The sequence below is a fragment of the Vreelandella sp. 2A-K22 genome (assembly GCF_054065485.1).
The window spans coordinates 140,078-152,126 of sequence record NZ_JBSUGC010000004.1 but is presented as its reverse complement, the minus strand read 5'-3'; the positions used below and the strand labels follow the sequence as shown (position 1 = coordinate 152,126).

The window sequence follows — 12,049 nt, the reverse complement described above, 5'->3', positions numbered from 1 at the left end:
GAGATCATGATGCGCTATAACCAGGTGAAAGATTTAATCGAATGGGCGGCGGGTTTTCATGCCCGGATGGCGCGACAGTATAGCGAAGCCGCTGAGGATGCTGAGAATCAGCGCTTAGAGATGGCGTTTAATTACTTGGCCAGCCGTGAGCTAAAAATGAAAACGGGGCTTGAAGATCTCTTCCACGATGGCTCTGACCATTCAGAAGTGCTGGAGTTATGGTTCGATGATTCCAGCGATTTCCCCCAGCCGCCTGAGTTGGATCGCTTGTCGGAACAAACCATCACCGGCTCGATAGAGGATGCGATGAGAACTGCCACATCGTCGCATCAGCGCCTTCAAGCGCTCTACGAGCATCGCGCGGCACGAGCGAAAATTGAGCCTGAAGAGGAGTTTTTCAATGCCCTGGCTCAAGGACATAATTCCGAGATACGCAATATAATGGCGAGTATGGAAGAGTTTCAGGGCGTTTGATGGGGTCTCTACTAGTGGATTATCGGTTACTGCTCTTCGGGGCGTCAGTCGTGTACATGACGAAATTGCTAACGGCGAATGTGGGAATAGGGTATAACAGCCACCAGATGCGCCGAGTCGGTCAATCGCGGGCTAACTTGTTTCGAGAGCTGTCATGTTTTTAGTTAATCGCCGTCGATTTTTAGCCATGGTGTTGAGCTTGCCAGCCGTGGCCAGTGCTGCTGTTACTGCGCCCAGTCAGGATACCGCCACCGATCTCGTAGAAACGATACTGAGTCGCGCTCATGTGCCGCGTCATAGCAACGAACTGTGGGTGCTGGTGGACGACAAAGAGGCCACCCTTAGCGTGTTTCGGGGTAACGCGCTGCTGGAGCGGTTTGCGCCCATATCACTTGGCCGTGCTGGGGCTAAAACCCAACGGGTTCGCGGCGATAATGTGACTCCCATGGGGGAGTTTCATGTCAACCGTTTTAATTACGAAAGCCAGTGGCGTACCTTCATAGGCATTGATTACCCAACCCCAGCGCACGCTAGAATGGCGCTGGAAAAAGGGATTTATTCCCAAGCTGATTATGATGACTACTTCGACTACTATCGACGTTACGGTCGCCCCCCGCAAGATACCGCACTGGGTGGGGCGATTGGAATTCATGGCCTGGGTAGCGCAGACCCCGATATTCATGGGCGCTATCACTGGACTCAGGGGTGTGTTGCCGTTACCAACGATCAAATCGATCGCCTGGCAGCGCTAGTGGGTGTTGGCACTCGGGTAGTGATCCGTTAAGCTAACGCCGTTGATGGAAGTTCGAGGTTTTAAACAAGTGGCTATAGACAACCGCTGTGGTCTATTATAAAACAGCGTTTGACTTGCGTGCTTTGCAGCACAAGTCACTGAAAAGAACCTGCACCGCAGGTAGACAAATTTAAGCTAAGAACTTATTCTAATTTAAGTGACTAGCCTTACCTTTGTCATACCCTTAACGTAGTACCCAAGGACGACTCAAGGAGAACATTATGACTCTGAAAACTACTCTGAAGATGACTGCTGCTGCCGCTTCTCTGGCAATTCTTGCTGGTTGTGCTTCTACCAGCGCGCTGGAAGAAGTTCGCATGACTGCAGAATCTGCACAGGCTGACGCTGCAGAAGCACGCAGCATGGCTTCACAAGCTATGAACACTGCAAACCAAGCCCAGCGCGACGCGCAGGCTGCTCTGCAGATGTCTGAGCAGAACCGTGAAGAAATGAACCGTATGTTCCAGCGTTCCATGCAGAAGTAATTCTGCTTGGGCTGCTGAGGGAGTCGTCTGACTCTCTCAGCAGCTGCTGGAAGAAAGCTGTAGTTAGTTAATATGCCGTAGTAAGGCGCTGTACGTTAAAGCGTCAGACCAGTAGGTTTTGATACTAGCTACGCAAAAACCCCGCCTTGGCGGGGTTTTTTGTTGCTAGGTGTTCGGTTAAGCGTCTTTATCGTCGTCAGTGGCGGCGCTGAGCTTAAGCTCGTCAATCAGCTCAACAGGCTCTGGTTCTGGCTCGGGAGCCTGAGGGCCATATAGTGCGATAAATTGGCCGTCAGGAGCTTCTACGGCGCGCTGAATCTGATCCGCGTCTATTTCAACGTCACTGCCAGTTAGCTCAGTGACGCGTTCAAGGGCATTAAGCAGTGGCTCAAAGCCTTCCGCGTTCTCTTCCAGCTGTGGGAAAGATTGCACAAACAGCGTGCCATCGGCTGCAAAGCCCGCTTTGAACGGTGCATCCATCAGGTTGACCTGAGTACCGCTAGGCAAACGCTCGTAGAGCGATTTGATATCTTCCGGGTACATGCGGATACAGCCACGGCTAACGCGCATACCGACGCCATCAGGGCGGTTGGTACCGTGAATGAGATAGCTCGGCATGGCCAGCAGAATTGCGTGCTCGCCCAAGGGGTTGTTAGGGCCGGGCGGTACCACGGAAGGCGCTGGTTCGCCGCGTTCGGCTGCTTCGCGACGCATAGATGCCGGTGGAGCCCAGGCGGGGTCTTTAACCTTAACCGTGGTGCGGGTGATGCCTACGGGGGTAGCGAACTCTTCACGCCCCACGCTAACCGGGTAGGTTTCGACGATGCCGGGTTTGTCGGCAGGGTAGTAGTAGAGACGTAGCTCAGAAAGGTTAATGACAACGCCTTCCCGCGGCGCAGGCGGAAGAATGTATTGGGCGGGGATCACCACTTCGGTACCTACGCCAGGTACCCAGAGGCTGACACCCGGGTTGGCCATGCGAATCTCTTCATAGCCAATGTTGTGGCGTCGGGCGATATCGATCAGCGTCTGCTTGGGGTCTTCGACAACGACGGTGTAGCGCTCACCAATGACATCGCCTTCTTCGGGTAGGCGGAAGTGACCACGGGGTAGCTCATCCTGATCAGCAACCTGAGCGGCGCTATCGACGGCGTCTATGCTGATTTCCTGTGCTTGCGCCTGTGGCGATTCTTCTGAGCTTTCTTGAGTCTGCTGCTCTTGCGCCTGTGTTGGGCTGTCGGCTTGCTCGTTAGCTGGTTGCGCAAAAGCGGGGCTCACCAGGCTAGCGGCGAGTAGCACGGCCAAGCTGGTAGGGCCCCAAAGGGTAAAGGTATCGCGAATGTTCATGATCGTTCCTAATGTGTTAATTCACTGCTGATGCGCGTTGCTGGGCCACTGGGATCAATAAACGGCTGTTGATCAACTGGGCCATGGCTACTGGCAAGTTTGCCCCAAGCTTCACGCCGCCGCTACTTTTTGGTTAAGGGTGCTAAGTAGGTTTTCAAGTTGCTGGAAGCGCTTGTCGACACTTTCCATTGGTAATTCAAACCGTAAGGTGTCAGAGCCATCTAAACGATAGTGCTTTGGTGACGTCTGAATGAGGGTCACCAGGGTTAAGGGATCCACTTGGGTGCTGCTATCAAACAATACTCTACCGCGGCTCTCGCCAGCCTCGATTTTGCTGATTCCCAGTTGCTCGGCACGGTGGCGCAGCTTGGTCTGGCGAATCAGGTTTTTCACCGGGTTGGGCAGCAAGCCAAAGCGGTCGATCAGCTCAACCTGTAACTCTTTAAGTTCGCTATCGCTCTGGGTGTTGGCAATCCGCTTGTACATCACCAGGCGCTGCTGAACATCGTGAATATAATCACTTGGAATCAGCGCAGGCAGGTTGAGGTTGATTTCCACGCCGGTATTGAAGGGCGCATCGATATTGGGCGTTTTACCCGCGCGAATGGCCTTCACCGCTCGATCCAGCATCTCCATATAGAGGGTGTAGCCGATGGTTTCCATCTGGCCGCTCTGTTCATCCCCCAGCAGTTCACCCGCGCCACGGATTTCCATATCGTGGCTGGCCAGGGTAAAGCCAGCGCCTAGATCATCCGAAGCGCTAATTGCTTCCAGACGCTTGATAGCATCACGGGTCATCGCTTTGGGCGGTGGTGTTAATAGGTAGGCGTACGCCTGATGGTGACTACGGCCGACCCGGCCCCGCAGCTGGTGCAGCTGGGCCAAGCCAAATTTATCAGCACGTTCGATAATAATGGTGTTGGCGCTGGGTACATCAATGCCGGTTTCAATGATGGTCGAACACACCAGCACGTTAAAGCGTCGGTGGTAGAAGTCCGACATAATGCGTTCCAGGCTGCGCTCGGGAAGCTGGCCGTGGGCAACCGCTACCCGCGCTTCGGGGATTAGTTCACGAATCTGTTCGGCACTGTTTTCAATGGTTTTGACTTCGTTATGCAGTACATAGACCTGCCCACCACGCAGTATTTCACGTAGCAGGGCTTCCTTGATGATACTGGTGTCGTGCTGCTGAACAAAGGTTTTAACCGACAGACGGCGGGCGGGCGGCGTAGCGATAATCGACAGATCACGGATGCCGCTCATGGCCATATTGAGCGTGCGCGGAATAGGGGTCGCGGTCAGCGTCAAAATATCGACTTCGGCACGCAGCGTTTTGAGCTTCTCTTTTTGCGCCACCCCGAAGCGGTGCTCCTCATCGATGATCAGCAGGCCCATTTTGGGCAGCTCAACGCTTTTGGCGAGCAGTTTATGGGTGCCGATGACGATATCCGTTTGGCCGCTTTTAATGCTCTCTAGCGTCTGGGTGACCTCTTTGCCGCTGGTAAAGCGCGAGATCAGGCCAATATTGACGGCGGTGTCAGCAAAGCGGTCGCGGAAGTTCTCGAAGTGCTGGCGCGCCAACAACGTAGTGGGCACCAATACCACCACTTGGCGGCCAGACTGTACGGCCAAAAATGCCGCGCGCATGGCCACTTCGGTTTTGCCGAAGCCGACATCGCCGCACACCACGCGATCCATGGGCTGCGGGGAGGTCATATCGCTGATGACCGCTTCAATCGCCGCGTGCTGGTCAGCGGTCTCTTCAAATGGGAAGTTACCCGCAAAACGCAGATACTCCTCGCCTGGCGCCTCATAGACCACCCCTTGCTGGGCTTCCCGGCGGGCGTAGACATCCAGCAGCTCTGCAGCGGTATCGCGAATTTTTTCGGCGGCTTTGCGGCGGGCTTTTTCCCACTGGTCCGAACCGAGCTTATGCAGCGGGGCCAGTTCGTCACCGGCCCCGCTGTAACGGGAGATCATATGCAGGCTGTCGACAGGCACATAAAGCTTGGCACCATCGGCGTAGGAGAGCGCCAGGAACTCATTTGCCTGGCCGCCGGCCTCTAAGGTTTCCAGCCCTAAATAGCGGCCCACGCCGTGGGCTTGGTGAACCACTGGCGCACCTTCGCGCAGCTCCGACAAGTGGCGTACTGCAAGCTCATTGTCATCCGTGGCTTTTTCGCGCCGACGGCTCTGACGTACCACGTCACCAAACAGCTCGGTTTCACTAATTACCGCAATGCTTGGATTATTTAGCCATAAGCCGCTGTCGACCAAACCTTCCGTAATTGCATAGGTATGATCGCTAGCGAGAAAGTCGTGGAAGCTATCGGTATGCGGAAGCGAGAGCTGAAGTGGCGACAGGATCTCTTCCAGGGCTTCCCGGCGACCCCGCGACTCCGCCACAAACAGCACCCGGGTTTGGGCATGGGAGTGCAAAAATGCTGACAGCTCCGCCAATGGCTGCTTGGCGCGGGCATTAATAGAGAGTGTGGGAAGCGGTGCGGCTTCAGGCTGTTGCGCATGGCGCTGCTCGCTATCCTCAGTTAACTCTATTCGCGGGCAGGCTTTGATTGCCGAGAATACATCGTTGACCGGGAAAAACGCTCGGTGCGGTGGCAGCAGCGGGCGGGTTGGGTCAACGCCCAAGTTTACGTAGCGAGCGTCGATCGACTGCCAGTGCTGCTCGGCGGCAGCAAAAACTCCCGGCAGCAGTGCGACTCGTGTATCGTCGGTCAGGTGGTCAAACAGCGATGCGGTGTGTTCAAAAAACAGTGGTAAATAGTGCTCAAGCCCCGGTGAAGGAATGCCTTTCAACGCATCGTTATAAAGAGGGCATTGCCGCGGATCAACGTCGAACAGGGTTTCAAACTGCTCACGAAAACAGGCAATCGCGCTGCGGCTTAGCGAGTACTCGTGGGCGGGTAGCAATTCTAGCGATTCAAGCTTATCAGTCGAGCGCTGGCTGCCAGGGTCGAAGTGGCGCAGCGAATCGATCTCGTCATCGAACAGATCAATACGGATCGGCTCATCCATACCCATCGCAAACAGGTCAATCAGCGCGCCGCGCATGGCGTATTCGCCGGGCTCATAGACCGTTTCGACAGCGCGATAGCCCGCTCGGGAGAGCGATTCCCGAAACGCTTCGCGATTCAAGCGCTCGCCAGTTTTGAGTGTCATGACCCGCCCGGCAATGTACTCAACCGGGGGCAAGCGCTGCATCAACGTGTTGATCGGCACCAGCACAATGCCGCGCACGCCATCTTGCAGTTGGCGCAGGGTACGCAGTCTCGCCGAGACAATATCCTGATGGGGTGAAAAGCTGTCGTAGGGCAGCGTTTCCCAGTCGGGGAAGGGCAGTACCGGTACGTCGCTATAAAAATAGAGATCTTGTTCAAGACGCTGCGCGCTGGCCGTATTGGGAGTGATCACCAATAGCGGAGCTTTCGCAGCAACGCGGGAGAGTGCCAGCGCAGTCGCGCTACCCGGCGGCGATGTCCAGTAGAGCGTATCGCGAGTCCCTTGGGGCTGGGGCGGTTCGAGCAGAGAGAATGTCGGCATAAGCAAGATATCGTTTTGCGCTGAAACGGAAGGGAGATCATACACGATCACCCGTTTCAGTTAGAGTGCCGCGGCTTAAGGTAGCGGGTTAATCTGTACTGAAAGAGGTTTTGTAGTGAGATTGGCATTTCTGTAATACCCCTACATGTTGTGCGACTATCCAGTCATTGCGACCGCTGCGCTTGCCCCGGATAATACACTCTCCGTTCCCACTACCTGATGAGGCCGCACGTGAGTCAGCAAGCGCTCGAAAACGTTTTTCAAGAATGGCAAGGCAACGAAGCCTTGGCGGAGCAGATGATCCCGTTAGTAGGGCAGCTCTATCGTCAGAATAACGTCGTTGCCACCATGTTCGGGCGTTCACTTATTAAACGGTCGGTCATCCGCATTCTTAAAGACCACCGCTTCGTGCGTAAAATAGAAGGGACTGAGCTCTCCGTTGAGGATACCTACTCTATCGTGAAGGGGATGGTCGCTTTGAACCTTGGCCCCGCCCATGTGGATGTAGGTAAGCTGGCGGTGATGTTCAAGAACCGAGGCGGTGGCGATGTCGAAGCCTTCCTGCGTAAAGAGCTGCAAGAGATTATTGATGGCTACCAGCCGGGGGCTAGCACCGGTGAGCCGCAAGACGTGGTGCTCTACGGTTTTGGTCGTATTGGTCGTTTACTGGCACGAGTGATGATAGAGAAGGCCGGGGGCGGTAATCTGCTGCGTTTGCGCGCTATTGTGGTGCGTGGCCGTGGCGATGTGGCTAAAGACCTTGAGAAGCGCGCCAGCCTGCTGCGTCGTGACTCAGTACATGGGCCTTTTGACGGCACCATCATGGTCGATGCAGAGGCCCGCACGCTGACGGTCAACGGCAATGTTATTCAGGTTATTTACGCCGATTCGCCCAGTGAGATTGACTATACTGAGTATGATATCGATAACGCGGTGATTGTTGATAATACCGGTATCTGGCGCGATGAAGAGGGCTTGGGCCAGCACCTGAAGTGTAAAGGCGCTGCCAAAGCGCTGCTAACGGCACCGGGTAAAGGCGATATTAAAAACATCGTTTACGGTATTAACCATGAATCCATTGGCGACAGCGATCTCATCGTCTCTGCTGCCTCTTGCACTACCAATGCGATCGTTCCGGTATTGAAGGTACTCAACGACGAGTACGGTGTGGTGAATGGGCATGTGGAAACCGTGCATGCCTATACCAACGACCAGAACTTGATCGACAACTACCATAAAGGTGACCGTCGTGGCCGTAGTGCGGCGCTGAATATGGTATTGACCGAGACAGGAGCAGCCAAGGCCGTATCGAAAGCGCTACCTGAGCTAGAGGGAAAGCTGACCGGCAACGCCATTCGTGTGCCAATCCCTAATGTCTCTATGGCCATTCTCAATCTGACCCTGGATAAAGCGACAGATGCTGTAGCGCTAAATGACTACTTGCGCCGTATGTCGATCGAGTCTGCCTACCAGAAGCAAATTGACTTTGTCGATTCAGCAGAAGTGGTGTCGTCAGACTTTGTGGGCAATCGTCATGCCGGTATCGTGGATGCTAAAGCTACCATCGCCAACGGCCATCATGCGGTCATTTATGTGTGGTATGACAATGAGTTCGGTTATAGCTGCCAGGTTGTACGTATTTTGCAGCAAATGTCTAACGTACGGTTTTTAAAACTTCCTCGCTAGTTAAACTTAGCAAAGCCCGCATGCCGGGTGTTAGAGCTAAGAGAATGCGTTGACGCCACCTTCGGGTGGCGTTTTTTTGGTCTCAATCTCATCTTTTGCCAATGTATATAGCACTTTTGGTGGTCATCAGGGATGTGGTCATTGGACGCGCTTATCTTTATAATACGATGGATTTTTCGGGGTGGTTCAAGTGCTGCTTGGGCCGGACTGGTAACAATCTGAGCAGAAAATAACAATTCGCTGAGCAGAAAATAAGCATTCGAACCCCATACCTTCGTATATCCGATCCAACAACTGGGCGAGACTATGATCGAAGTCAAAAAAGGCCTGGATCTCCCCATCACGGGAGCGCCCGAGCAGCGTATTGAAGATGCGCGGCCTGTGCGCCACGTGGCAATCCTGGGTACCGACTACGTTGGCATGAAGCCGACGATGGAAGTCCAGGAAGGGGATAAGGTCAAACTGGGCCAATTGCTCTTCACCGATAAGAAAATTGCTGGTGTGCGCTATACAGCGCCCGCTGCCGGTGAAGTGCTTGCAATAAACCGTGGCGAAAAACGTCGTTTGCTGTCTGTCGTAATTAAAGTAGACGAAACTGAGGAAGCGGTCGAATTCGCTGCTCATGATCGTAATGCCTTAGCGCAGCTTGAACGTCAGGTCGTTGTCGACCAACTGGTAGAATCGGGACTCTGGACTGCATTGCGCACTCGTCCTTTCTCGCGCACCCCGGCCATTGATAGCACCCCGGCCGATATTTTTGTAACCGCCGTGGATACCCATCCACTTAGCCCTGACCCTGCGTTGATCATTAACGAGCAGTCGCAGGCATTCGAGGATGGCCTCAAGGTGTTAGCGCGCCTGACCGAGGGCAACGTCTTCTTATGTACGGGCGAAAATGCCTCAGTCCCGGGTGGCGATGTTGACGGCGTAAAAACCGAAAGCTTTGCCGGCCCTCATCCTGCGGGACTTGTCGGCACGCATATTCACTACCTTTCTCCAGTCGCACTGCACAAAAAAGTGTGGCATATCGGCTACCAGGACGTTATTGCGTTCGGTAAGTTGTTTGTAGAAGGGAAGCTGGATATGAACCGTGTGGTTGCCATTGGTGGCCCGCGTGCTGAAAATCCGCGTCTGATTCGTACCCGTGTCGGCGCTAGTACAGATGAACTCCTGACCAACGAAGTCATCAAACCCGAGGACACTCGCGTAATTTCTGGTTCGGTATTCTCTGGCTTTGCCGCTGAAGGTAAGTTGACCTACCTTGGCCGCTTCAGCAATCAAGTGAGTTTGCTGGAAGAGGGCAACAAGCGCACGTTTATGGGTTGGTTGTCTCCTGGTGCTAATCGTCACTCGGTCTTGGGTATTTATATCTCCAAGATTAAGGGGCTCAGCAACTATGCGCCGACGACCTCTACCAATGGTTCCGAGCGTGCTATGGTGCCGGTAGGTGCCTATGAGCAGGTGATGCCTCTAGATATCATGCCGACTCAGCTATTGCGTTCGTTGATCGTGGGCGACATTGAGGTTGCCATGCAGCTTGGGTGTTTGGAGCTGGACGAAGAGGATCTGGCGCTGTGCACGTATGTTTGCCCTGGCAAATACGAATATGGCCCCATCCTGCGTGATAATCTCACCATGATCGAGAAAGAGGCCTGATAATGGGTATTCAACAGACACTCCAAAATATCGAGCCGCATTTCCACAAAGGCGGAAAGTACGAAAAGTTCTATCCGCTGTTTGAAGCGGTAGATACTATTTTTTACACGCCACCGAGCGTGGCTAAAACCACCGCGCATGTGCGTGACGGTATCGATCTTAAACGCATCATGATTACCGTGTGGATGTGTACTTTTCCGGCGATGTTTTTCGGCATGTGGAGCGCTGGTTGGCAGGCCAACACGGCAATTGATGCGGGCTATGCCTCTATGGGAGGCTGGCGCGAAGCGATTATGATGACGCTGTCGTCCGGTCATGATGCGAATAGCCTGTGGGCTAACTTTGTCCTTGGCGCTACCTACTTCCTACCTATCTACCTGGTCACCTTTGTGGTCGGTGGTTTCTGGGAGGTGCTGTTCGCTATCAAGCGCGGTCACGAAGTCAACGAAGGCTTCTTCGTCACTTCCGTACTCTTCGCGCTGGTACTGCCCGCCACCATTCCCCTTTGGCAGGTTGCCTTGGGTATCACCTTTGGTGTGGTGATCGGTAAAGAGATCTTCGGCGGCACGGGTAAGAACTTCTTGAACCCCGCGCTGACCGGTCGTGCATTCCTTTACTTTGCCTATCCCGCGCAAATCTCTGGTGACTCTGTATGGGTTGCCGCTGATGGCTATACTGGTGCGACTGCACTCTCGCTAGCGTTCCAGGACGGTATGTCTGCGTTGACCGACACCTTTAGCTGGTGGGATGCCTTCATCGGTTTTATCCCTGGCTCGATCGGGGAGGTCTCGACACTAGCCATCTTTATCGGCGGCGCTGTGTTGCTGTGGACGGGAATTGCCTCTTGGCGAATCATGCTGGGGGTACTCCTGGGCATGGTGGTGACCAGTACGCTGTTTAATCTAATCGGCTCTGATACCAACCCAATGTTTGCCATGCCGTGGTACTGGCATCTGGTGATCGGCGGTTTCGCTTTCGGTATGGTCTTCATGGCAACCGATCCGGTGTCGGCGTCGATGACCAATCAAGGCCGTCTGCTGTTTGGTGCGCTGATTGGTGTGATGACTGTTTTGATTCGCGTTGTGAACCCGGCTTTCCCGGAAGGCATCATGCTGGCGATTCTGTTCGCTAACCTGTTTGCACCGCTGATTGACCATTTCTTCGTCCAGGCCAACATCAAGCGTCGCGTGAAGCGAACCGCCGTACCGGCCGAGGAGACTGCCTAATGGCACAAGGTAACAACTCCATCAAGAAAGTCCTGATTGTGGCGTTTGCACTGTGTATCGTGTGCTCCGTCATTGTCTCGACCGCGGCGGTCGCCTTGCGACCCATGCAGCAGCTTAACCAGGAACTCGACCGTAAAACCAACATCTTGAACGTTGCCAAGCTTTATGAGCCGGGTATGGACGTTGAAGAGGTGTTTAGCGATGAGATCATCGCACGGGTCGTTGACCTGGATACGGGTGAGTACTCCGATGAGTTCGATCCCGATACCTACGATAGTTTTGAGGCTGCCCGTGACCCGGCCTCGGGTCGCACGCTTTCTGGCGATCAAGACATCGCGGGCCTTTCACGGGTTGAAAACTACGCGACTGTTTATCTGGTCGGCAGTGAAGACGATCCGGAACAGATCGTGTTGCCGATTCGTGGTCAGGGGCTTTGGGGCTTGATGCGTGGCTTCCTGGCCGTAGAGGGTGATGGCAATACTATTGTCAGTATCACCTACTACGAGCACAGTGAAACGCCAGGTTTGGGCGCAGAAGTTAACAACCCGCGCTGGCAAGCCCAGTGGGAAGGCAAGAAAATTTACGATGAAGAGGGCGACCTCTCACCGGAGATTCACCTGACCAAAGGCGGCGCCAGTGACGAATACGAAGTCGATGCGCTATCTGGCGCTACGCTGACCAGTAACGGCGTGACTAACATGCTGCAGTTCTGGTTGAGCGAAGAAGCTTTCGGTCCCTATTTGGCTAAATTCCGCAGTGGCACTGAGCCGGAAGACGCCGAAGAGACCGATACCAACTTCGAAGACGTTGAGGGGGCCTGA

Annotated in this window: 9 protein-coding genes; 7 read left to right on the top strand and 2 right to left on the bottom strand. The window is 54.3% G+C overall.

Going from position 1 to position 12,049, the window contains the following annotated elements; all coding sequences use genetic code 11:
• The first annotated feature begins 9 nt into the window (after positions 1-9).
• The 3 genes from ACW17M_RS07035 to ACW17M_RS07025 all read left to right on the top strand — a co-directional run bounded on the left by ACW17M_RS07035 (position 10) and on the right by ACW17M_RS07025 (position 1,752).
• A complete protein-coding gene (locus ACW17M_RS07035) occupies positions 10-474 on the top strand; it encodes a ferritin family protein (RefSeq protein WP_022523168.1) in 465 nt (154 codons plus the stop codon).
• A 154-nt stretch (positions 475-628) separates the two neighbouring features.
• Positions 629-1,258, top strand: coding sequence for a L,D-transpeptidase family protein (locus tag ACW17M_RS07030; RefSeq protein ID WP_027957534.1), 630 nt, complete (start codon positions 629-631; stop codon positions 1,256-1,258).
• A 230-nt stretch (positions 1,259-1,488) separates the two neighbouring features.
• Complete coding sequence (locus tag ACW17M_RS07025; RefSeq protein ID WP_022523170.1) at positions 1,489-1,752, top strand: Lpp/OprI family alanine-zipper lipoprotein; 264 nt, start codon at positions 1,489-1,491, stop codon at positions 1,750-1,752.
• Between the two features lie 177 nt (positions 1,753-1,929).
• Here ACW17M_RS07025 and ACW17M_RS07020 read toward each other — a convergent pair whose 3' ends face one another.
• Together ACW17M_RS07020 and mfd are read right to left on the bottom strand one after the other, a co-directional pair.
• Entirely contained in the window at positions 1,930-3,099 is a 1,170-nt protein-coding gene (locus ACW17M_RS07020; RefSeq protein ID WP_457547106.1) for a L,D-transpeptidase family protein, read from the bottom strand.
• A gap of 111 nt (positions 3,100-3,210) precedes the next feature.
• Positions 3,211-6,660: a transcription-repair coupling factor gene (gene mfd / locus ACW17M_RS07015; RefSeq protein ID WP_022523172.1), complete on the bottom strand. Its 3,450-nt coding sequence runs from the start codon at positions 6,658-6,660 to the stop codon at positions 3,211-3,213.
• 231 nt (positions 6,661-6,891) lie between these two features.
• Between mfd and ACW17M_RS07010 the strand changes: the two genes are divergently transcribed.
• From ACW17M_RS07010 to ACW17M_RS06995, 4 genes are all read left to right on the top strand, one after another.
• Positions 6,892-8,346, top strand: coding sequence for a glyceraldehyde-3-phosphate dehydrogenase (locus ACW17M_RS07010; protein ID WP_190373118.1), 1,455 nt, complete (start codon positions 6,892-6,894; stop codon positions 8,344-8,346).
• A 306-nt stretch (positions 8,347-8,652) separates the two neighbouring features.
• Positions 8,653-10,002 carry a Na(+)-translocating NADH-quinone reductase subunit A gene (locus ACW17M_RS07005; RefSeq protein WP_027957530.1) on the top strand — a complete coding sequence of 450 codons (1,350 nt, stop codon included), beginning with the start codon at positions 8,653-8,655 and terminating at the stop codon, positions 10,000-10,002.
• Between the two features lie 2 nt (positions 10,003-10,004).
• Positions 10,005-11,228 carry an NADH:ubiquinone reductase (Na(+)-transporting) subunit B gene (locus ACW17M_RS07000; RefSeq protein WP_022523175.1) on the top strand — a complete coding sequence of 408 codons (1,224 nt, stop codon included), beginning with the start codon at positions 10,005-10,007 and terminating at the stop codon, positions 11,226-11,228.
• Positions 11,228-12,049: a Na(+)-translocating NADH-quinone reductase subunit C gene (locus ACW17M_RS06995; RefSeq protein ID WP_009286986.1), complete on the top strand. Its 822-nt coding sequence runs from the start codon at positions 11,228-11,230 to the stop codon at positions 12,047-12,049. Before ACW17M_RS07000 ends, ACW17M_RS06995 begins: the two co-directional genes overlap by 1 nt.

Bases quoted from the DNA above. Each gene is read 5' to 3' on its own strand.
- ACW17M_RS06995 (WP_009286986.1), top strand. From the start codon at position 11,228: ATGGCACAAGGTAACAACTCCATCAAGAAAGTCCTGATTGTGGCGTTT.
- mfd (WP_022523172.1), bottom strand. From the start codon at position 6,660: ATGCCGACATTCTCTCTGCTCGAACCGCCCCAGCCCCAAGGGACTCGC.
- ACW17M_RS07030 (WP_027957534.1), top strand. From the start codon at position 629: ATGTTTTTAGTTAATCGCCGTCGATTTTTAGCCATGGTGTTGAGCTTG.
- ACW17M_RS07035 (WP_022523168.1), top strand. From the start codon at position 10: ATGCGCTATAACCAGGTGAAAGATTTAATCGAATGGGCGGCGGGTTTT.
- ACW17M_RS07000 (WP_022523175.1), top strand. From the start codon at position 10,005: ATGGGTATTCAACAGACACTCCAAAATATCGAGCCGCATTTCCACAAA.
- ACW17M_RS07025 (WP_022523170.1), top strand. From the start codon at position 1,489: ATGACTCTGAAAACTACTCTGAAGATGACTGCTGCTGCCGCTTCTCTG.
- ACW17M_RS07020 (WP_457547106.1), bottom strand. From the start codon at position 3,099: ATGAACATTCGCGATACCTTTACCCTTTGGGGCCCTACCAGCTTGGCC.
- ACW17M_RS07005 (WP_027957530.1), top strand. From the start codon at position 8,653: ATGATCGAAGTCAAAAAAGGCCTGGATCTCCCCATCACGGGAGCGCCC.